Origin of the sequence: Actinokineospora alba, assembly GCF_004362515.1 — a bacterium.
In the GTDB taxonomy this organism is placed as follows: Bacteria; Actinomycetota; Actinomycetes; order Mycobacteriales; family Pseudonocardiaceae; genus Actinokineospora; species Actinokineospora alba.
In genome coordinates, this window is the sequence record NZ_SNXU01000001.1 from 6191440 (window position 1) to 6211587 (window position 20148).

Below are 20148 nucleotides of genomic sequence, written 5' to 3' on the forward strand. Positions count from 1 at the left end.
CCTCTCCGTGGTTTCTGTCCTGTGCAACGTCAGGAAGTGGTCGCGGCTTCCTGGATGCCCGCGTATTTCACGTAGCCCTCGGCCTCGAGCTGGTCGGCCAGCTCCTTGCCGCCGGACTCGACGATCTTGCCCGCCGCGAAGACGTGCACGAAGTCGGGCGTGATGTGGCGCAGGATGCGGGTGTAGTGCGTGATCAGCAGGACGCCGTGCTCGCCGGAGGCCTGGAACCGGTTGACACCCTCGGACACGACGCGCAGGGCGTCGACGTCGAGGCCGGAGTCGGTCTCGTCGAGGATGGCGATCTTCGGGTCGAGCAGCGCGAGCTGCAGGATCTCGTGGCGCTTCTTCTCGCCGCCGGAGAAACCCTCGTTGACGCTGCGCTCGGCGAAGGCCGGGTCGATGTCCAGCTCGCCCATGGCGGCCTTGACCTCCTTGACCCAGGTGCGCAGCTTCGGCGCCTCGCCGCGCACGGCGGTGGCCGCGGTGCGCAGGAAGTTCGACATCGACACGCCGGGGACCTCGACCGGGTACTGCATGGCCAGGAACAGGCCCGCGCGGGCGCGCTCGTCCACGCTCATGGCCAGGACGTCCTCGCCGTCGAGCGTGATCGTGCCCGAGGTCACCTGGTACTTGGGGTGACCGGCGATCGCGTAGGACAGAGTGGACTTGCCGGACCCGTTGGGGCCCATGATCGCGTGGGTCTCGCCTGCCTTGATGGTCAGGTCGACGCCCTTGAGGATCTCCTTGGGACCTTCGTCGGTGCTGACCGAAACGTGCAGGTCCTTGATCTCCAGCGTGGCCATGTCGTGCGGTTTCCTTCAGTTCGTGGTGGTAGTGACGTCCACATGGACGTCGCCGTCGACGATCGTCACGGCATAGACGTCGACAGGTTCGGTCGCGGGCGGAGCCGAAGGGGCGCCGGTGCGCAGGTCGAAACACGACCCGTGCAGCCAGCACTCCAGACCCTTGCGGGTCAGCTCCCCTTCGGACAGTGCCAGTTCGGCGTGCGAGCACTCGTCGCGCAACGCGTGCACCTCGTCGCCCTGGCGCACCAGCACCACGGAGACATCATCGACCTCGACGGCGTGCGGTTTGCCGTCGTCCAGATCGGACAGTGCACAAGCGCGACTCATACCCCGACTGCTTCCAGTTCGGCCTCGATCGCCGCCTCGAGGCGCTCGCGCACCTCGGGAACGGTGATCTTCATCAGCAGCTCGTGGAAGAAGCCGCGCACGACCAGGCGCCGGGCCTGGTCCTCCGGGATTCCCCGCGCCTGCAAGTAGAACAGCTGCTCGTCGTCGAAGCGGCCGGTCGCGCTGGCGTGGCCCGCCCCGGCGATCTCGCCGGTCTCGATCTCCAGGTTCGGCACCGAGTCGGCGCGCGCGCCGTCGGTCAGCAGGAGGTTCCGGTTGAGCTCGTAGGTCTGGGTGCCCTCGGCGGCCACGCGGATCAGCACATCGCCGATCCACACGGTGTGCGCGCCCTCGCCCTGCAGCGCGCCCTTGTACGTCACGTTCGACGTGCAGTTCGGCTGCGCGTGGTCCACAAAGGTCCGGTGCTCGAAGTGCTGCCCGGCGTCGGCGAAGTACAGACCGGTGAGGTCGACTTCCCCGCCCCGCTCGGCGAACGACGCCGTCGGGGACACGCGGACCAGGTCTCCACCAAGGGTGACGACGGTGTGCTTGAGCACCGCGTCCTTGCCGATCTTGGCGTGCTGCGCGGAGACGTGCACCGCGTCGTCGGCCCAGTCCTGAATGGACACCACGGTGAGCTTCGACCCCTCGGCGAGGACGAACTCCACGTTGTCGGCGTACACACCGGAACCGCGGTGGTCGATGACCACGACGGCCTCGGCGTACAGCTCGGCGCGGATCTGCAGGTGGCCGTAGGCGAGCTTGCCCTCGCCCGGTCCGGTGACCTTGACGGTCGTCGGCGCGGACGCGCGCTGCTCCTTCGCCGCGGTCAGGATCGTGGCCTCGGCGAACGAGCTGAACGCCTGGGCGGCGACCCGGTCGGCAGGCGTGCCCGCCTCGCCGAGCCGCTTGTCGCCACGGGCGACCGTCTCGACGGTGAACTCGCCGGGCGCGTCGATCTCGACCGTCGCGGCACCGGTGGCCTGCGCACCCTCGTGCAGGCCGGCGAGCCGCTTCATCGGCGTGAAGCGCCAAATCTCCTCGCGGCCGGTGGGCACCTCGAACGCGTTGACGTCGTAGGAGGAGAACCAGTCGGCACGCGATGCCTCGGGAACCCGCGCTCCGCTCTCGGAGCGTGGGCTTTCAACAGCGGCAGTCATTTAGCCGACGGCCCCTTCCATCTGCAGTTCGATCAGGCGGTTCAGTTCGAGCGCGTACTCCATGGGCAGCTCACGCGCGATGGGCTCGACGAACCCGCGCACGATCATCGCCATGGCCTCGTCCTCGGACAGGCCGCGCGACATCAGGTAGAACAGCTGGTCGTCGCTGACCTTCGACACCGTGGCCTCGTGGCCCATCTGCACGTCGTCCTCGCGGATGTCGACGTACGGGTAGGTGTCGGAGCGGCTGATCGTGTCGACCAGCAGCGCGTCGCACTTGACCGTGGACTTCGAGTGGTGCGCCCGCTTGTTGAACTGGACCAGGCCGCGGTAGGACGTGCGGCCACCGCCGCGCGCCACCGACTTCGACTCGATCTTCGAGGTCGTGTGCGGCGCGAGGTGGACCATCTTGGCGCCCGCGTCCTGGTGCTGGCCCTCGCCGGCGAAGGCGATGGACAGGACCTCACCGTGGGCGTGCTCGCCCATCAGGTAGACGGCCGGGTACTTCATGGTGACCTTGGAGCCGATGTTGCCGTCGATCCACTCCATGGTCGCGCCCTCTTCGGCCTTGGCGCGCTTGGTGACCAGGTTGTAGACGTTGTTCGACCAGTTCTGGATGGTCGTGTAGCGGCAGCGGCCGCCCTTCTTCACGATGATCTCCACGACCGCGGAGTGCAGCGAGTCCGAGGAGTAGATCGGCGCGGTGCAACCCTCGACGTAGTGCACGTAGGCACCCTCGTCGACGATGATCAGCGTGCGCTCGAACTGGCCCATGTTCTCGGTGTTGATCCGGAAGTAGGCCTGCAGCGGGATCTCGACGTGGACGCCCTTGGGCACGTAGATGAACGAGCCACCCGACCACACGGCGCCGTTGAGCGCGGAGAACTTGTTGTCCCCGTGCGGGATCACCGAGCCGTAGTACTCGGCGAACAGCTCCGGGTGCTCCTTGAGCGCGGTGTCGGTGTCGAGGAAGATGACACCCTGCTTCTCGAGCTCCTCGTTGATCTTGTGATAGACCACTTCGGACTCGTACTGCGCGGCGACACCGGACACCAGGCGGGCCTTCTCGGCCTCCGGGATGCCCAGCTTGTCGTAGGTGTTCTTGATGTCCTCGGGCAGGTCTTCCCAGGACTGGGCCTGCTTCTCCGTGGACCGCACGAAGTACTTGATGTTGTCGAAGTCGATCCCCGACAGGTCGGCGCCCCAGCTCGGCATGGGCTTGCGGTCGAAGAGCCGCAGACCCTTGAGCCGGGACTCGAGCATCCACTCGGGTTCGCTCTTCTTGGCCGAGATGTCCCGGACCACGGCCTCCGACAGGCCGCGCTGGGCGGCTGCGCCCGCGACGTCCTTGTCGGCCCAGCCGAATTCGTAGCGACCCAGGGAGTCGATGGTCTCTTCCTGGGTGAGCTGCGTGGTGGTGCGCTGCTCGGCAGCGGCAGTCATAGGGACTTCCCTCCATGCGGAACGGGTGAAGCGGTCTTGCCTGAGGACTGGAGCGGCACGTGCGTAGTGCACGCGGCGTCGCCGTTCGCGATCGTCGCCAGGCGCTGCACGTGGGTGCCGAGAAGCGCGGCGAACGCCGCCGTCTCGACCTCGCACAGCTGGGGGAACTCCGCCGCGACGTGCGCGACGGGGCAGTGGTGCTGGCAGAGCTGCTCCCCGGCGCCGACACTTCGTGTCGACGCAGCGTAACCCTCGCGGGTCAGCGCGACGGCCAGGGCCCGTGCCCGCTCCGCCGGGTCCTCGACCGAGGTGATGGCGGCGCGGTGACGGTCGACCAGGGTGCCCATCCGGCGCTCCGCGAACGCGCGGACCGCCTGCTCTCCCCCGCTCTCGGCGAGGAAGCGCAGGGCGGAGATGGCCAGGTCGTCGTAGGCGTGGCCGAACCGGGACCGGCCCGACTCGGTGAGCAGGAAGAGCTTGGCCGGGCGGCCGCGGCCGCGGTGGCCCAGGCGCGGGGCCTCACGGGTGTAGGCCTCCCCGTCGGCCACCAGGGCGTCGAGGTGCCTGCGGACGGCGGCGGGGCTGAGCCCCAGCGCCTCGGCGACCGCGACGGCCGAGATCGGTCCCTGCTCCAGCAGCAGGCGGGCCACACCAACGCGGGTGCGGCCGTCCTGCTGTCCGACCCCAGCGAGACCGGTGGTCTCCTCAGGGGCCCGCGGAGCGGGGGCGGTCTTTTTCACAACACAAGTGTGTCTTATTTCCGACGCGGGGGCAAAGGTGGGGTGCCTTCCGGTGACCACCCTCACCCCACAGCCCCCGCGAGTCGCCCCTTCCAGCAGGTGAGTCGCCCCTCCCGGCAAGCGAGTGCGACATTCGGGCAAGTGACTTCGACATTGAGGCGGGGCCGGATAAGGCGAACCCCAGTGTCCGAATGTCGATGGGTGAGGGCGAACGTCGAACTCGGTTGCCTGAATGTCGCACTCGCTTGCCGGGAGGGGCGACTCACTTGCCTGGAGGGGCGACTCGCGGGTTGGGGTGAACCGGGCTTGGGGGGTGGATGGGGGTGGATAGGCTCTTCGGCGTGGTGACGGCAGAGACGGGGCGGCGCGTGCGGGTGTCCGACAACGAGGCGGGCGCGCTCAACGCGGTGGAGCGCAAGCAGCTCGACGTCGTGCGCCGGTTCGGCACGGTAGGCGCCCTGCTACTCGCCGTGGGCTCGCTGGGCGCGGGGGCCGCTCCGGTGTTCAACCCGGTGATCCGGCTCCCGGTGTTCAACCTGTTCATGCGAATGACCACGGTGTCGCTGGCCATCGGCTTCACCGGCGTGTTCATGATCGTGGTGGCCTGGATCGCGCTGGGCACGCTGTCGCGCCCCGGCCGCGAGCGCGTCGTGTCGGTGCCGCAGATGGCCCGGACGCTGGTGATGTGGATCGCGCCGCTGGTGTTCACCGTCCCCAGCTTCAGCCGCGACGTCTACAGCTACCTCGCGCAGAGCGAGATCGTGGCCCGCGGCATGGACCCGTACACGCTCGGCCCGGCGCAGGCACTCGGTGTCGAACACCCGCTCACCCAGGGTGTGCCGACGATCTGGCGGGAGACGCCGTCGCCGTACGGTCCCCTCTTCCTCACGCTCGGCAAGGCCATCAACTGGCTCACCGGCGACCACGTCGTGCACGGTGTCGCCCTGCACCGGCTGCTGGCGCTGATCGGCCTGGCGATGATCGTGTGGTCGCTCCCCCGGCTGGCCAAGCGCTTCGGGGTCAGCCCGGTGAGCGCCCTGTGGCTGGGCGCGGCCAACCCACTGGTGCTGTTCCACCTGGTCGTGGGCGTGCACAACGAGGCGCTGGCGATCGGTTTGATGCTGGTCGGGTTCGAGCTGGCGCTGACCAGGATGGCGAAGGTGACCCCGGACGGCCCCTTCCCGCCGTGGCAGCGCGGCGAGCTGGCCTGGTACGCCATCGGCGGCGCGGTGATCACCCTCGGCGCGGCGGTGAAGATCCCGGCGGCGCTGGCCTTGGGCTTCCTCGGAGTGATGATCGCCCGGCGGATGGGCGGCACGTGGAAACACCTGTTCCAGGTCGCGGGCGGGCTGGGGGTGGTGTTCCTGGTCGTGCTCACCGCCTGTTCGTTCGGCAGCGGCCTGGGCTACGGCTGGGTCAGCACGCTGAACACCGCGTCGACCATCAAGAGCTGGCTCGCCCCGATGACCGCACTCGGGTTCGGCGCGGGTGGCCTCGGCATTCTGATGGGCCTGGGCAACCACACCGACGCGGCCATCACCGTGGCACGGCTGTTCGGCGCCATCATCGGCCCGCTGATCGCGGCGAAGCTGCTGCTCGACAGCTTCCGGTGGAAGCTGCGGCCGCTGACCGGCCTCGGCGTCGCACTGGGCGCGGTGCTGGTGTTCGGCGCGGCCGTGCACGCCTGGTACCTGTTGTGGGCGGCGCTCCCGCTGGCCGCCGCGGCGGGCAACACCCGGTTCCGCACGGCGGCGATGGTGATCAGCGCGGGACTCGCGGTGGTGCTGGCGCCGACCGGGGGGACCTTCGACGGACACATCTTCGTGCTCCCCTACGCCTACCTCGCCGCCGCGATCACCACCCTGGCCGCGGTCGCCGTGGTGTGGCGGCACCTGCCGTGGCCTCCCGCCCGCCGCGTGACCGCCGGCACGCCTTAGGCTTTCGCCTCGTGAGTGCGCCCGCCGTCGAGGTGTCCGACCTGGCCAAGAGTTACGGGTCCACCCCTGCCGTCGACGGCATCGGGTTCACCGTGGACCGTGGTTCCGTGCTGGCCCTGCTCGGACCCAACGGCGCGGGCAAGACCACCAGCATCGAGATCTGCGAGGGCTTCCTGCGCCGCGACGGCGGTTCGGTGCGCGTGCTGGGCCTCGACCCCGCCACCGACGGCGACAAGCTGCGCCCCCGGATCGGCGTGATGCCCCAGGGCGGCGGCGCCTACCCCGGCGTGCGGGTCGACGAGATGCTCACCCTGGTGGCGGCCTGCGCGGCCAACCCCCTCGACCCGGCCTGGCTGCTCGACATCCTGGGCCTCGCGGGCGCGACCCGGACCCCGTACAAGCGCCTCTCGGGCGGGCAGCAGCAGCGGCTGTCGCTGGCGTGCGCGCTCATCGGCAGGCCCGAGCTGGTGTTCCTCGACGAACCGACAGCCGGGATGGACCCGCAGGCCCGCAGGCTGGTCTGGGAACTGGTGGCCGCCCTGCGCGCCGACGGCGTGAGCGTCCTGCTGACCACGCACCTGATGGAGGAAGCCGAGGCGCTCGCCGACCAGGTGGTGATCATCGACCACGGCCGGGTGGTGGCCCAGGGCAGCCCGCGTGAGCTGACCGAGCAGGGCGCCGACGAGCAGCACCTGAAGTTCCGGGCCAAGTCCGGACTGGACACCACGCTGCTGCTGGCCGCGCTGCCCCAGGGGTGCCGGGTGAGCGAGCCGATGGCGGGGCAGTACCTGGTGACGGGCACGGTCGATCCGCAGGTCGTCTCGACGGTGACGTCGTGGTGCGCGCAGCAGGGCGTCCTCGCCCAGGAGCTGCAGGTGGGCAGGCGCAGCCTGGAGGACGTCTTCCTCGACCTGACCGGACGGGAGCTGCGCTCGTGACCGCACGATTCGAGCCCGGCACCTTCACGCCCGCGCCGGGGGCGGGCAAGCCGCTGCGGATGCTGCTCACGCACGCGCGCACCGAGGCGATGCTGACCCTGCGCAACGGCGAACAGGTCCTGCTGACGGTGCTGATCCCGCTGGCGCTGCTGGTGGGCCTGAGCGTGCTGAAGATCATCGAGATGCCCGAGCCCCGGGTCGACTCGGTGACGCCCCGGATCTTCGCCCTCGCGGTCATGTCGTCGGCCTTCACCGGCCAGGCGATCGCCTTGGGCTTCGACCGCCGCTACGGCGTCCTCAAGCGGCTGGCCGCGACGGCGCTGCCGCGCTGGCTGCTGGTCGCGGGCCGGGTGCTCGCGGCGTTGGGCGTGGTGATCCTGCAGTTGGCGCTGCTGGCACTGACGGCGGCGCTGCTGGGCTGGTCGCCGTCGTCTTCCGGTCTGGTGTGGACGGTGCTGCTCGTGGTGCTGGGCACGGTGGCCTTCGGGGCACTCGGCGTCCTGCTCGGGGGCGCGTTGAAGGCCGAGGTCGTGCTGGCGCTGGCCAACATCGTGTGGTTCGTGCTGCTGCTGGCGGGCGGCATCATCGTCGCCGCCGACTCGCTGCCCGACGGCATGGCGACGGTCGTCCGACTCCTGCCGAGCGCCGCCCTGACCGAGGGCCTGACAACGGCGTTGGTCGACGGCAAGGTGCCGGACTGGTCGGTGTTCGCGATCCTCGCGGGCTGGGGCGGCGGCGCCGCGCTGCTGGCCACCCGCACCACCAAACTCGTTTAGCGCTGCCGCCGGCCCTGGTCGAGGGGGGACGCGACCGGGCCGGCGACAGCCAAGAGAGGCGATGGGGGAGTTCGCCTCTGACGACTCAGTGTAGTAGCTCATGATCACTGCGTGGGTATGAACGGCGAACCTCGCCGAGGATCTCCCCGTTCAGCGCACGATGGGAGTCCGGCCACATCGGCGACCGGCCGCGAACGCGCTCTCAGGGGCGCCCGCCTACCATCGTCGCGTGCTGCCGCAATCGTTGAAGGACCGGATCGACCGCCTGCCCGCGCCCAGTGTCCGCGCCCAGCGGGCCGTCGCGATCGCTGTCGTCGTCACGCAGGCGCTGATCGCCGTCACCGGGTCGGTGGTCCGGGTGACCGGGTCGGGGCTGGGCTGCACGACGTGGCCGCAGTGCCACCCGGGCAGCATGGTGCCGGTCGAGCACCCGGAGTTCGCGGCCCTGCACCAGTGGATCGAGTTCGGCAACCGGATGCTGACCGGCGTCGTCGGCTTCATCGCCATCGCCGCGTTCTTCCTGGCCTACCTGGACCGCCCGCACCGCCGCCGCTACCTGCGGCTGGCGCTGATCATGCCGCTCGGCGTGCTCCTGCAGGCGGTCATCGGCGGCGCGACCGTGCGGCTGGACTTGCTGTGGTGGACCGTGGCGGTGCACTTCATGGTCTCGGCCGTGATGGTGTGGCTGGCGGTGCTGCTCGTGCACGCGGTCGACGAGGGTGACGGGCCGCGGGTCGTCCGCGGGCCCGCCGGTCTGCGCGGGCTGCTGACCGCCACGGTGGTCGTGCTCGCCGGGCTGCTCGTGGTCGGCACGATGGTCACCGGCGCGGGCCCGCACGCGGGCGACCCGCAGACGCCGCGGCTGGGGCTGCCGGTGGAGACGCTTGCGCACGTGCACGCCGCGTTCCTGTTCGTCTACCTCGGCATGGTGCTCGCGGTCGGGTTCCTGCTGCACTCGCGCGCGGACCGCTCGCTGTGGCGCCGGTTCTACGCCCTGGTCGCCGTCGTGCTCGCGCAGGGCTCGCTGGGGTTCGTCCAGTTCTGGACCGGTGTGCCGGAGATGCTGGTGTCGCTGCACGTGCTCGGGGCGATGGCGGTCATCGTGGCCACCGCGAGCCTGTGGTGCGCGACCCGCGACTACCCGCGCTCCCCCGCCGAGACGGGCGAGGCACGGGCCGTCGCGGTCTAGCTCAGCCTCGGGCCCTGGCGGCCATCTTGCGCCGGTGACCGGCGCCGATCTTGGTGGCCTCGACGGTCTCGCGGTCCCACTCCGAGAGTTCGAGGCCCTCGATCTTCGCGACGAGGGCCTCCCCCGCGGCGGGTCCGGGCACGATCACGTCGCCCATCGCGCCGTCGTCGCCGACGAGCACGACGCGGGCGCCCTTGCGCCCGATGTTCTGGACAACGGCCCGGCTCGGCTTGCCATGCTCCGCGACGAACGCGGTGGCGGCCTTGAGGGCCTGGGCGGGGACCTGGGGTTCGGTGTTCTCGTCAGCCACGGACCGAGCTTAGGACCAACCGGGCAGTGAGACCCGTCCACCGTGAGCGGTTCCACTCGGGCATGCTTGGAACATGACAAAGGCAGTGGTGGTGACGCGCACCGGTGGCCCCGAAGTACTGACCTACGCGGACCGGGAGATCCCCACGCCCGGCCCCGGCGAAGCACTCGTCCGGGTGACGGCGGCGGGTGTCAACTACATCGACACCTACCACCGCGAGGGCATCTACACCCTGCCGCTGCCCTTCGGTCTCGGCCTCGAGGGCGCCGGGACGATCACCGCGGTCGGCGACGACGTGGGCGACCTCGCGGTGGGCGACCGGGTCGCCTGGGCCGACGCGCTGGGCAGCTACGCCGAACACGTCCTGGTGAAGGCCACGGCGGCGGTCCGCGTCCCCGACGGTGTCGACGACGAGACCGCGGCGGCCGCGATGCTGCAGGGACTCACCGCCCACTACCTGGTGACCTCGACCTACCCGGCCCGACCGGTGGACACGGTGCTGGTCCACGCGGCGGCGGGCGGCGTCGGGCTGCTGCTCGTGCAGCTGGCCAAGGCGCGCGGGGCGCGGGTCATCGGCACGGTGTCCACTTCGGACAAGGAAGCCCTGGCCCGGGAGGCGGGCGCCGACGAGGTGATCCGGTACACCGAGGAGGACTTCGCCGCCAGGACACTCGAGCTGACCGACGGGGAAGGCGTGGCCGCGGTGTACGACGGCGTCGGCCGCACGACGTTCGACGGCAGCCTGTCGGTGGTGAAGCGGCGCGGGACGATGGCGTTGTTCGGCGCCGCCAGCGGCCCGGTGGCCCCGGTGGACCCGCAGCGGCTCAACAGCGGCGGCTCCCTGTTCCTGACCCGGCCGAAGCTGGCCGATCACGTTGCCACGGAAGAGGAACTGCGGTGGCGGGCCGATGAGCTGTTCGGCTCGATCGTCGACGGGAGCCTGAAGGTGCGGATCGGCGGCAGGTATCCGCTCGCCGAGGCCCGGCAGGCCCATGAGGACCTGCAGGGCAGGCGAACCACAGGGAAGCTGCTGCTCATCCCGTGATGCCGACGCCCGGGATATGGCTCCACGCCGCGGCCTGGGACCAGGTCAGTGCGGGCCAGTGCGTGCCGCCGGGCCGCGGGTACACCCTGGAGTCGTAGCTGCCAGGGGTGAACCGCGGGTCGAAGAAGCAGCCGGTGGCGTAAGTGCGGTCGAAAGCCGAGCAGGACTCCGCCACGGATGCCGGGGTCGGACGTTGTCCCGTCCGCACCCAAGTGGACAGTGCGGAGATCGCGCTCGCGTAACCCGAGTCGCTCAGCGCGCTGTGCTCGCTTTCGGTGGTGAACGTCTGCACCAGATTGTCCCCGGCCACGCTCGCCCGGTAGGCGGACTCGTGCTCCACGAACGCCGTCGGGTCGTTGACCGCGTGCATCGTCAGCACCGGCTCGGTGACCCGGCCGGTCAGATCGCTGTCGTAGGACAGGTCGCGGACAGCGGACGGGTCGGCTTGGAACCGCTCCACCCCGCGGTTGAGCGCGGCGTCGTCGTGCGAGCCGGCGTACTGGACGCCCCTGTTGCCGAACGGGTTCCGGCCGCCCAGGCGGTTGTGCACGATGTCGCGGAAGGTGAAGGTCGCGAAGCTCAGGTGCGAGGACAGTGTCCGCTCCGGGAGCTTCGTCACGGCCAGGATGTCCGACAGGTTTCGCTGCTGCAGCGGCGTGCGCAGCTGCGACGGCGACTCGATTCCGGTGCACTCCTGCAGGCGGGCCCGCAGGCCGCTGCCGGTCATCGTCGAGTCCTTGCGCAGCCCCGTCCACAGTGGATACTGCGGCTCGCTCGGCCGGGGGTGGTTGGCGCAGTAGTACTGGTAGACCACCCTCAGGTCCACCCGGTAGTCATAGCCGCGGGATCCGCCTGCCAGCACGCCGTTGGTGAGCAGGACGCCGTCGTAATCGTGCAGTTCGGCGGCCTTCGCGGCGATGTTTCCGCCCCAGGACTGGCCGTGCAGGATCGTCACATCCGGCTCGCCGAACGCGCTGGTGAACAGCTGACGCACGTTCTCGGTGTCCCGCACCGCCATCCGGGTTCCGTAGCCGCCTCGGCGGTAGGACGATCCGGCCCAGGCGTAGCCCTCACGCACCATGACCGACCAGCGGGTGAGGTCGCCGACGCTGCGGTCCTGGGTGGGCGCGCCAAGGTCCGGCCCGCCGTGCGCGTGCAGCACCAGCGTTCCGTTCCAGTTCGACGGGATCGCGATGGAGTAGAACGCCCCCGTGCTGTCCTGGCCGCCGTGGCAAGTGGTGTTCGCGGGCAACTCGGCCGGGCAAGCGACCGTCGGCAGAGGTGCGGGGATGGGGCTCATGCCCACGGGGCTCATACCCACGACGAGGGCGGTGACCAGCGATGCGGCGTACATGGCGTCCTCCTGTGCGCGTCGTCGCGCTCGAGGTGACGCTAGACACACCCAGCGGTGGCCATGGAGGTTGCGTTCATTGAGTTCGCCGCCCTGACGCGGTGCAGGTCGTACAACGCGAAATGCTCGGCTGGGAAACCCAGCCGAGCGTCTCGTCAGTGGAGGTGGGTCAGCTGACCTGAACCGCGTCGATCACGAAGACGAGGGTCTCGTTCGGCTCGATGCCGTTGCCGCCCTGGCCGTAGCCCTTGTCCGGGGGAACGACCAGGAGCCTGCGGCCGCCCTGCTTGATGCCGACCAGGCCCTCGTTCCAGCCGTCGATGACCGAGGCCTCGCCGACGCCCTGCAGCGGGAAGGGCTGGTTGCGTTTCCAGGACGAGTCCTTCTCGGTCTTGTTCGACCAGGTCACCAGGAGGTAGTGGGTCAGCATGTCGCTGCCCTTCACGACCTCCTTGCCCGTGCCCGGCGTCAAGTCCTTGACGATGAGCTTCTTGGGCGGGGCGCAGGTGGTGGGAATGGTGATCTCGGGCTTCGAGTTCGCCGCGCCGGTGACCTTGATGTCGTCGGCGGTGCACTCGGCGCCGGTGGAGGCGGCCTCGCTGGTCGGGGCGGAGGACTCGCTGGTCTTGGTGGGCTGCTGGGCCGCGGCCGGGGTGCTCGGGCCACTCGGCGGCTGGGTGGAGGCCTGCTCCGACGGGGCGCAAGCCGTCAGGCCCACCGCCACCGCCGCCGCGATCATGATCTTGCCGACGTTCTGCATGGTCAGCGAGTCTAGAAAAGGCCATCCGAGGGGCCGCACCCGGTCTGCCCGAAGGTGAATACTCACCCGATTTTCGCAATCCACGGGCAGGCGATCACGCGTAAAGTGACTCCGCGCGCCTGATCGGATACTGACCGCGTTCGTCCGTTCGGGTGCGCCCCAAGGAGGTGACCACCGTGCCCGCGGATGCCGAGGGCCTCCGCACCCACCCGATCCAGGAGCTCTTCTGGACCCGAACGGGCCTGCTGCTCCTGATCCTGCTCGTGGTGTCGGGAACGTCGATGTGGACTTCGAGCGGTCTCGACCCGGGTACGGCCAAGAATCTACTCGCCGCGCTCGGCACCGGGACCATGGTGTCCGCCGTCGTCGGGTTCGGCCAGACGCTGATCACCGCCACGGCCGCCCAGCGGGCGATGGTGACGCCGGTGATCGAGGAGAGCAGGCGCGCGCTTCGCGAGTTGTCCGCGGAGTACCGGGCCCTCAACCAGGAGTTCTTCCCCACCCACGTCTTCGAGGCGACCACCGACCCCGACCCGACGTTCAACGCCCTGATGATGCGCGACCTCAAGGACACCAGGCAGTTCTGCTTCCGCGGCTTCTCGGGCCGCCACGCCGCGGTCCGCCTGCTGCACTCCCACGCCGAGTGGGAAGTGCGGGCCGTCGTGGCCGATCCCCGGGAGCGGACGGCGATCAGCGGCCGCGCCCGGCACCTGGTGCGCAACGCCGGGGTCGACGCGGACTACGAGAAAATCCAGGCCACGCTGCACGAGGAGATCCGCATCGGGCTCGTCGGCCTCTACCTGGCCCGCGCCCGGTGTTCGGTGATCGACGTGACCGTCATCGCCGATCCCCCGCTGGACCGCCTGGAGCTGTTCGACGACAGCGTCTGGATCACTCTCTACAGCGACGTCGCCGGCGTCGCCTCGCTCTACCCGCGGACCCTGCGCTTCTCCGAGGGGTCGTTCATCTATTCCATGGAACGCGCCGATTTCGCGCGGCTGCGCGGCGCCCGCGACGCGGGGCGGTTCCAGATCACCCCGGACACCACCCGGGCGGAGTTCCTGGCGCACTTCGAACGGGTCACCGGCGCCGCGCTCACCGAGAAGCGGTTCCGTGAACTGGAAGCCAAGTTCCACGCCTTCCGCCATGACTTCTCCGCCAAAGCCGAACTGGAGGCCTGATCCCGTTGTCGACCGCGCTGTCCGAGCTCGCCGACCGGATGCGCACCACACCCGCGCGCCGCTGGTCCGCCGTGCACGACTGCTTCGGGTCCTGGGTGGACGGTCCGACGCTGCGATCCGTTCTGCGCCAACACCTGCTGAGCCTGGGGCCGGACAAGGCGGCGGCCCTGATCGGCCGCTCCCGGGAGACCACGACGCATTTCGCCTGGTGCCTGCGTGACCGGGAGGCCGAGCCGTTCACGTTCTGGCTGCACGAGTACAAACCGCAGAGCGACTGGCGGCCCGGCTACGCCGACTCCGTGCACAACCACCGGTACCACTTCTGCACGGTCATCCTGCGCGGCGGCTACCTCCACGAGCGCTACGCCACCACGATCGACCCGGACACCGGCCTGATCTCGGCGGCGACCCTGCTCCGCCGCACCGAATGCGGTGTGGGCGAGTCCGGTTTCCTGCTCGCCGACGAGTTCCACCGCATCCCCAGCGCGGCCGACCAGACGATGACGTTCCTGGTGAAATCCCGGCCCGTGAGCGCCGCCAGCCTCTCGTTCGACCCGGCCACCAAGATCGGCCACCGGCACGTCCCCGTCGAATCCCGACTTGAGGAGCTGACCAGCAGGATCTAAAACCACTTACCATCAGCCCCACCCGATTCCACACCGCTCGGGAGGGGTTCGATGTCCACGCCAGTTCTGTCCACCGAAACCGTCGGCGCCGCCGCGATCGCGCAGGTCAGCCGCCGGGTCCAAGTGCTGTGCAAGCGCTACGCCGACCGGCTGCCGTTCCACGGCTGGCACCATGTCAGCTTCGTGCGCGACAAGGCCGTCGAGTTCGCCTCGCTCAACGGCTCCGACGTGGCTGTCGTGGAGACGGCCGCGCTGGTCCACGACGTCAACTACCTCGTCCGGCGGAACTCCTTCGCCGCGGCGGGAAGCGGGCTGCGCAGGCGCATCCTCGCCGACGCGGGCATCGGCACGGCCACGATCGACTGGATCGACGCGCTCGTCGACGAGGCGGAGATGCGCACCCGGCACCGGGACATCTCGCTGGAAGCCCAGGCGCTCAGCGACGCCGACACCCTGTTCAAGGCGCTGCCGGTGACCCCGGTCGTGTTGGCGCACAAGTACTTGGCGGAGAACGGCGTCAGCCTGCGCGAGCTGGCGGACAAAATCGTCGGCGAACAACGCGACGTGCACGACGAGGGCTTCTACTTCTACTCCCCCGCCGCCGCCGCGAGCTACTCGCGGTGGGCCACGGCGAACCTCGAACTGTGGTCCTGCATCAAGGAGTCGCTGAACGACCCGACCGTCGAACGGCTACTCAGCGCGGTCGGGTGACCCGGCCTGGTTTCAACCGGCGCTGAATGGGAAATCCCTGGTCCGACACGGTTGGTCGGCACGGGGAGTGGCCATGCGGATCCTCGGAGATCGGTTGCAGCCGCTGATGGCGGCAGTGGACACCGCGTTGAGCGAGCACACGCTCCGCGCGATCATCACGGGAGTTCCGAGTCTGCTGCGCCACCCCATCTGGCGCACGACCGACCCGGACCAGGGCAACGGACAGGGTGTCGTGCTGGTACCCGGTTTCGGTGTGGGCGAATACAGTCTCGCGCTGACCGCGTCGTGGCTGCGCGCCCGCGGCTACAAGCCCATCGGTGCCCGGATCGGGTTCAACGTCGGCTGCACGACCACGCTCGTCAACCGGATCCTCCAGCGGATCACCGAACACGCCGACGCCACCGGCGGCCCGGTAGTCCTCATCGGACAGAGCCGCGGCGGCTACCTGGCCCGGCTCGCCGCGGTCCGCACCCCGGAAATGGTGCGTGGCTTGGTGATGCTCGGCAGCCCGGTGCTCGACCCGCTGGGCGCGAGCCCGAGCGTGCTCAAGGTCGCGAGGTCACTGGCCCGGCTCTCCACCTACGGGGTGCCGGGTCTGCTGGACCAGGACTGCTTCGAGGGCGACTGCTACCGGGAGAGCGTCGAAGCGCTGACCATCCCGCTGCCGCCGAACGTCCCGGCGGTGGCGGTGTACTCCCGATTGGACCGGATAGCTCCTTGGCAACTGTGCCGCGACCCGTACGCCCGCTGCGTCGAGGTGCGCAGCACCCACACGGGCATGGCGTTCGACCCGGACGTCTACACCGCGATCGAACCGCGGCTGCGCCGGTGGGCCCGGCGGCGGGACACCGGCCGAGCCCGCGAGGCCGTCAGGGTCGCGGAGACCGCCGAGATCCCGGAGACCGTCGAGGCGATGATCCCGCGGCAGCGGGCGAGCTAGGCGTCGCGGCAGTGGTCGCGGATCTCGGGACGGGGCCGGAAGCCTGCTGACTTGTAGGTCGCGACGGCGCCGACGTTGGAGCTCGGGGTGCAGACGATCGCGCTCGACGAGCCGAGTTCCCGGAGCGCGGCCGCCGCGGCGACGGTGATCGCCCTGCCGTGGCCGTGCCCACGATGGTCCCGGTGCACGCCCATCGGCTCGAGCAACCCGGGCTTGCCCGGACCGGCCGACCACACCGTCACCGCCGCCACCGCGTCGCCCCGGCCGTCATACGCGACCAGACACCGGGCGTCGGCGTACGGCGACCCGGCCGCCATCGCGCGCCAGCGATCGTCGGTGAACGTCGACCCGTCGAACGCTGCCCTCTGCACCGCGGTCCGCACGTGCGCCTGCTCCGGCCCGACCACCTCGATCCGCACACCTGGGTCCTCCACCGGCTCCGCGAGATCGCGGCGCAGCGGCGTCCACGGCTCGCCCGCGCTCCAGCCGCCCTCGGACAGCAGGTCTTGGACCAGCGCACCCGCTGGCGCCTCGACGGACACCTTCCCCGCTATCAGGACGCCACGCTCCGGCTCGGTCACGTCATCGACCAGCTGCCGCGCCAGCTCCAAGTCCCGCTGAGCGTCCGGCGCGATCGTGAGCCGCAACAGGTCGGGACCGTCGAGCAGCCCGACCGCGAGCACCCGTCCGTCGCGGCTCCAGCAGCGAACGGCCGCGGCTGTCGTCTCCGCGCCGAACCGCCAGAACCAGCCCAGGTCCCCCGGATGCAGCTGCATCGGCGCCCCTTCGTGCTGCCACTCCCGCAGCACGCGCACGGCCTCGCCCAGCCCGTCGACCCCCGGCGTTCCCAACACAATCCCCATGCCCGCGATCACACACCAGCGTGCGGGCAGTCCGCACCCGGTTTACCGCCTAGGCCAACTGCTCCACGGCCACCCGCACGATCGACATCGGATCCAGGGCCACATCGACCTCGGTCCCCGACTCGTCACCGGCCAGGCACTCCAGCGTCGCGAGCTGGGAATCGAGGAGCGCGACCGTGGCGAAATGCCCCTTGCGCCCGCGCAGCCGTTCCGCGAGCAGCGCGCGGTCGCCACGCAGGTGCAGGAACCAGAGCCGCCCCGCCTGCCGCAGCCGGTCGCGGTACCGCCGGGTCAGCGCCGAACACGCCACCACGCACCCGGTGTCGGAATGCGCGGCGATCCAGTCCGCGACGGCCGCCAGCCAGGGTTCACGGTCGACGTCGCGCAGCGGCATGCCCGCCGCCATGCGGGCGACGTTGGCCGGTGGGTGGAAGACGTCCGCGTCGACCCAGGGCAGGCCGAGCCGTTCGGCGAGCAGCGAGGCGACGGTGCTCTTGCCCGAACCCGCCACGCCCATCACGACGACAACCGGCACCTGTCCCCCCTCGCGCTCTACAGCTCAGGTAGATCCTGCTCCTGACCGACCAGCGGTGCCAGCGGATCACCGACGGCGTTCACCCGTTCCAGCACGCCGCGGATGGTCCAGCGGTCCGGGCGCAGGTCCGGGTCGTCGAGTTCGTCCCAGGTGATCGGGACCGACACCGGCGCCCCCGGTCGTGGGCGGGCGCTGAACGGCGCCACCAGCGTCTTGTTGATCGCGTTCTGCGTGTAGTCGAGCCGGGCCAGCCCCCGCCTGCGGTCCTTGTACCACTCCCAGCTGACCAGGTCAGGCACGATCCGGCCCACCACCCGGGAGACCTTGCGGACCCACTCGCGGGTGTCGGCGAAGGTGTAGCCCGCGCGGATCGGCACCCAGATCTGGATTCCGCGCTGCCCGGTGACTTTCGGCATGGCCGTGACCCCGAGGTGCTCCATCGCCGTGCGGTACAGCCGGGCGAGCACCAGGACGTCGTCGAAGCCGGTGTCGGCGCCCGGGTCGATGTCGATCAGCGCCCAGGTGGGCTGCTCGACGTCCGGCAGCGCCGACGTCCACGGGTGCAGTTCGATGGCGCCGAAGTTCGCCATCCACACCAGTGAGGCCACGCTGTCGACCACCGCGTAGCACTGCGTCTCGTCGGCGTCGGCCGCGGTGTTGTGCCACCGGGTGAGCCATTCGGGCGCGTGGTCGGGCACTTCCTTGTGCCAGAAGCCCGGTTTGTCCACACCGTCGGGATACCGGTGCGCGTTCACCGGCCTGCCCGCGAGGTACGGCAGCAGGTGCGGTGCGATCTGGAAGTGGTAGCGGATGAAGTCGCGTTTGGTGAGCGGCGGATCACCGGGGAACAGGACCTTGTCCAGGTTGGTCAGCCGCAGCTCACGGCCGTCCACCCGCCACCGCCCCGCGTTCCCGAGGTCGTCCAGCGCGGCCAGTTCGTCGGTCGGACCGGAGGCGACCTCGTCGTTGGTGCGACCGCTCTTGACCGACCGCGGTAGGTCCTCGGGATCCCAGCCGGGTGCGGCGTGGTCGTCGTTCTTGTGGATCAGCAGCCACTGCTCTTTGCCCGCTCGCCCCTGTCCCCGCGGCTGCCGTACTGACCTCACGGGATCACACCCTCGAAGTCGAAAGACTAGAAGGAGTGGTCCGCGACATGTACCGCGACCCCTTGAGCACCGGCCAGATGACCAACCGACCGTCGACCTTGAGCCGCAGGTCGCAGTGCACCCCTGCGGGCCCGGTACTGCTGATCGACCGCCCCAGGCTCACCGCCCACGGCTACCCCGCCGCCGACCTGCGCAAACGACCGCCGCCTAAGGGGACCGTGATGCAAGCCGACCACGGTGACCCACCCATCGGCACCATCACCCGGTACGTGACCCGACGTTTAAATTCCGGGGAGGCGGAACAGCCAGCCGGTCACGGGGAGCGACAGGGCCGAGTCGACGGCGAGGGCGACGAACACCAGCGTCAGGTAGCTGTTCGACAGGTGGAACAGCTTCATCGGGTTGCCCGGCTCACCGCGCCGGATGGCGCCGTTGAGGCGGTGGGCGAAGATCAGGAACCACAGCCCGGCCAGCAGCGCGAACGCCGTGTAGACCCAGCCGGTGGCGGGCACCAGCAGCAGCGTCCAGGCGACCATCACCCACGAGTAGATGACGATCTGCTTGGCCACCTGCTGCGGCGTGGCGACCACGGGCAGCATCGGCACACCGGCCGCCGCGTAGTCGTCGCGGAACTTCATCGCCAGCGCCCAGAAGTGCGGCGGGGTCCAGAAGAAGATCACCCCGAACATGACCAGCGCGGGCCAGCCGATGTCGCCGGTGACCGCCGACCAGCCGATGACCACCGGCATGCAGCCCGCCGCGCCACCCCAGACGATGTTCTGCGCGGTGCGCCGCTTCAGGATCATCGTGTAGACGAGGACGTAGAACAGGATCGCGCCGACGGCCATGGCCGCGGCGAGCAGGTTCGTGGTGGCCCAGAGCCAGGCGAACGACAGCACGCCCAGGATGACGCCGAAGACGAGCGCGTTGCGGGTCGGCACGACGTGCTGGGCCAGCGGGCGCTGCTTGGTGCGCTTCATCAGCGCGTCGATGTCGGCGTCGACCACGCAGTTGAGCGCGTTGGCGCTGCCCGCGGCCATGGTTCCGCCGAACAGCGTGGTCAGCACGAGCCACGGCGACGGGATGCCGCGCTCGGCGAGCAGCATCGCGGGCACAGTCGTGACCAGCAGCAACTCGATGATGCGTGGCTTGGTGAGAGCGACGTAGGCCTTGAAGACCTCGCCGCGGGTCGGCGCTGACGGCGGAACGGCGTCGACGGGCACTGGTATCACCGACGACATCTCGCTCCTCAGATCTGCTCGCGACCCGGCTGAGACGCCGGTCACGGCGGTTGCGTCCGCGCCACGGGACGCCCGCGACACCGAACGAAATGTTAACCGCGAGTCTCCTGGGTACCCGTATCGGGTGGCGGCGTGGGGCCCGAAGTCGGTCGCGAATCACATC

General features: G+C 70.0%; 21 protein-coding genes. 9 read left to right on the forward strand and 12 right to left on the reverse strand.

Annotation, left to right across the window (positions count from 1 at the left end):
- Positions 1-29: 29 nt before the first annotated feature.
- The 5 genes from sufC to C8E96_RS28185 are packed head-to-tail and all read right to left on the reverse strand — an operon-like array spanning position 30 to position 4476.
- A complete protein-coding gene (gene sufC, locus C8E96_RS28165; RefSeq protein ID WP_091383295.1) occupies positions 30-803 on the reverse strand; it encodes a Fe-S cluster assembly ATPase SufC in 774 nt (257 codons plus the stop codon).
- A 15-nt stretch (positions 804-818) separates the two neighbouring features.
- Positions 819-1133, reverse strand: a complete 315-nt coding sequence (locus tag C8E96_RS28170) for a non-heme iron oxygenase ferredoxin subunit (RefSeq protein WP_091383294.1) — start codon at positions 1131-1133, stop codon at positions 819-821.
- Entirely contained in the window at positions 1130-2293 is a 1164-nt protein-coding gene (sufD, locus tag C8E96_RS28175; RefSeq protein WP_091383293.1) for a Fe-S cluster assembly protein SufD, read from the reverse strand. The genes C8E96_RS28170 and sufD overlap by 4 nt, the downstream gene beginning before the upstream one ends.
- Positions 2294-3736, reverse strand: a complete 1443-nt coding sequence (gene sufB / locus C8E96_RS28180; protein ID WP_091383292.1) for a Fe-S cluster assembly protein SufB — start codon at positions 3734-3736, stop codon at positions 2294-2296.
- Entirely contained in the window at positions 3733-4476 is a 744-nt protein-coding gene (locus C8E96_RS28185; RefSeq protein WP_091383291.1) for a helix-turn-helix transcriptional regulator, read from the reverse strand. The genes sufB and C8E96_RS28185 overlap by 4 nt, the downstream gene beginning before the upstream one ends.
- Positions 4477-4817: 341 nt before the next feature.
- On the opposite strand from C8E96_RS28185, the gene mptB reads away from it, so the two are divergent.
- The 4 genes from mptB to C8E96_RS28205 all read left to right on the forward strand — a co-directional run bounded on the left by mptB (position 4818) and on the right by C8E96_RS28205 (position 9316).
- Complete coding sequence (mptB, locus tag C8E96_RS28190) at positions 4818-6413, forward strand: polyprenol phosphomannose-dependent alpha 1,6 mannosyltransferase MptB (protein ID WP_228770270.1); 1596 nt, start codon at positions 4818-4820, stop codon at positions 6411-6413.
- An 11-nt stretch (positions 6414-6424) separates the two neighbouring features.
- A complete protein-coding gene (locus tag C8E96_RS28195; protein WP_091383331.1) occupies positions 6425-7351 on the forward strand; it encodes an ABC transporter ATP-binding protein in 927 nt (308 codons plus the stop codon).
- A gap of 59 nt (positions 7352-7410) precedes the next feature.
- A complete protein-coding gene (locus C8E96_RS28200; RefSeq protein WP_091383330.1) occupies positions 7411-8127 on the forward strand; it encodes an ABC transporter permease in 717 nt (238 codons plus the stop codon).
- A 229-nt stretch (positions 8128-8356) separates the two neighbouring features.
- Entirely contained in the window at positions 8357-9316 is a 960-nt protein-coding gene (locus tag C8E96_RS28205; protein ID WP_228770269.1) for a COX15/CtaA family protein, read from the forward strand.
- A 1-nt stretch (position 9317) separates the two neighbouring features.
- Here C8E96_RS28205 and C8E96_RS28210 read toward each other — a convergent pair whose 3' ends face one another.
- Positions 9318-9626: a hypothetical protein gene (locus C8E96_RS28210; protein ID WP_091383289.1), complete on the reverse strand. Its 309-nt coding sequence runs from the start codon at positions 9624-9626 to the stop codon at positions 9318-9320.
- Positions 9627-9699: 73 nt separating this feature from the next.
- Between C8E96_RS28210 and C8E96_RS28215 the strand changes: the two genes are divergently transcribed.
- Complete coding sequence (locus C8E96_RS28215) at positions 9700-10671, forward strand: quinone oxidoreductase family protein (RefSeq protein ID WP_091383288.1); 972 nt, start codon at positions 9700-9702, stop codon at positions 10669-10671.
- On the opposite strand, the gene C8E96_RS28220 is transcribed toward C8E96_RS28215, so the two are convergent.
- A complete protein-coding gene (locus C8E96_RS28220; RefSeq protein WP_228770268.1) occupies positions 10661-12025 on the reverse strand; it encodes an alpha/beta hydrolase in 1365 nt (454 codons plus the stop codon). The two genes, C8E96_RS28215 and C8E96_RS28220, sit on opposite strands and share 11 nt — an antisense overlap.
- A 166-nt stretch (positions 12026-12191) precedes the next feature.
- On the reverse strand, positions 12192-12782 hold the full coding sequence (locus C8E96_RS28225) for an FKBP-type peptidyl-prolyl cis-trans isomerase (protein ID WP_091383286.1): 591 nt from the start codon (positions 12780-12782) through the stop codon (positions 12192-12194).
- A 176-nt stretch (positions 12783-12958) separates the two neighbouring features.
- Here C8E96_RS28225 and C8E96_RS28230 point away from each other — a divergent pair, with 176 nt between their 5' ends.
- The 4 genes from C8E96_RS28230 (at position 12959) to C8E96_RS28245 (ending at position 16240) form a co-directional block, all read left to right on the forward strand.
- Positions 12959-13963 (forward strand): hypothetical protein, encoded by a 1005-nt coding sequence (locus C8E96_RS28230; protein ID WP_091383329.1) that lies wholly within the window; start codon positions 12959-12961, stop codon positions 13961-13963.
- Entirely contained in the window at positions 13960-14589 is a 630-nt protein-coding gene (locus C8E96_RS28235; RefSeq protein WP_407642688.1) for a hypothetical protein, read from the forward strand. Before C8E96_RS28230 ends, C8E96_RS28235 begins: the two co-directional genes overlap by 4 nt.
- A 51-nt stretch (positions 14590-14640) precedes the next feature.
- On the forward strand, positions 14641-15300 hold the full coding sequence (locus C8E96_RS28240; RefSeq protein ID WP_176926844.1) for an HD domain-containing protein: 660 nt from the start codon (positions 14641-14643) through the stop codon (positions 15298-15300).
- Positions 15301-15373: 73 nt separating this feature from the next.
- Entirely contained in the window at positions 15374-16240 is an 867-nt protein-coding gene (locus tag C8E96_RS28245) for an alpha/beta fold hydrolase (RefSeq protein ID WP_228770267.1), read from the forward strand.
- Here C8E96_RS28245 and C8E96_RS28250 read toward each other — a convergent pair.
- The 4 genes from C8E96_RS28250 to C8E96_RS28265 form a co-directional block, all read right to left on the reverse strand.
- On the reverse strand, positions 16237-17103 hold the full coding sequence (locus C8E96_RS28250) for a GNAT family N-acetyltransferase (RefSeq protein WP_091383284.1): 867 nt from the start codon (positions 17101-17103) through the stop codon (positions 16237-16239). The two genes, C8E96_RS28245 and C8E96_RS28250, sit on opposite strands and share 4 nt — an antisense overlap.
- 49 nt (positions 17104-17152) lie before the next feature.
- Complete coding sequence (locus tag C8E96_RS28255) at positions 17153-17638, reverse strand: gluconokinase (protein ID WP_091383283.1); 486 nt, start codon at positions 17636-17638, stop codon at positions 17153-17155.
- Between the two features lie 17 nt (positions 17639-17655).
- Positions 17656-18744 (reverse strand): DNA polymerase domain-containing protein, encoded by a 1089-nt coding sequence (ligD, locus tag C8E96_RS28260; RefSeq protein WP_228770266.1) that lies wholly within the window; start codon positions 18742-18744, stop codon positions 17656-17658.
- A 281-nt stretch (positions 18745-19025) separates the two neighbouring features.
- Positions 19026-19985: a heme o synthase gene (locus C8E96_RS28265; RefSeq protein WP_091383282.1), complete on the reverse strand. Its 960-nt coding sequence runs from the start codon at positions 19983-19985 to the stop codon at positions 19026-19028.
- Between the last annotated feature and the right edge of the window lie 163 nt (positions 19986-20148).

What these genes read in the sequence shown, in the direction of transcription:
- sufC (WP_091383295.1), bottom strand. Translation starts at nt 803, where the DNA reads ATGGCCACGCTGGAGATCAAGGACCTGCACGTTTCGGTCAGCACCGAC.
- C8E96_RS28170 (WP_091383294.1), bottom strand. Translation starts at nt 1,133, where the DNA reads ATGAGTCGCGCTTGTGCACTGTCCGATCTGGACGACGGCAAACCGCAC.
- sufD (WP_091383293.1), bottom strand. Translation starts at nt 2,293, where the DNA reads ATGACTGCCGCTGTTGAAAGCCCACGCTCCGAGAGCGGAGCGCGGGTT.
- sufB (WP_091383292.1), bottom strand. Translation starts at nt 3,736, where the DNA reads ATGACTGCCGCTGCCGAGCAGCGCACCACCACGCAGCTCACCCAGGAA.
- C8E96_RS28200 (WP_091383330.1), top strand. Translation starts at nt 7,411, where the DNA reads ATGCTGCTCACGCACGCGCGCACCGAGGCGATGCTGACCCTGCGCAAC.
- C8E96_RS28215 (WP_091383288.1), top strand. Translation starts at nt 9,700, where the DNA reads ATGACAAAGGCAGTGGTGGTGACGCGCACCGGTGGCCCCGAAGTACTG.
- C8E96_RS28220 (WP_228770268.1), bottom strand. Translation starts at nt 12,025, where the DNA reads ATGTACGCCGCATCGCTGGTCACCGCCCTCGTCGTGGGTATGAGCCCC.
- C8E96_RS28225 (WP_091383286.1), bottom strand. Translation starts at nt 12,782, where the DNA reads ATGCAGAACGTCGGCAAGATCATGATCGCGGCGGCGGTGGCGGTGGGC.
- C8E96_RS28240 (WP_176926844.1), top strand. Translation starts at nt 14,641, where the DNA reads ATGTCCACGCCAGTTCTGTCCACCGAAACCGTCGGCGCCGCCGCGATC.
- C8E96_RS28245 (WP_228770267.1), top strand. Translation starts at nt 15,374, where the DNA reads ATGCGGATCCTCGGAGATCGGTTGCAGCCGCTGATGGCGGCAGTGGAC.
- C8E96_RS28250 (WP_091383284.1), bottom strand. Translation starts at nt 17,103, where the DNA reads ATGGGGATTGTGTTGGGAACGCCGGGGGTCGACGGGCTGGGCGAGGCC.
- C8E96_RS28265 (WP_091383282.1), bottom strand. Translation starts at nt 19,985, where the DNA reads ATGTCGTCGGTGATACCAGTGCCCGTCGACGCCGTTCCGCCGTCAGCG.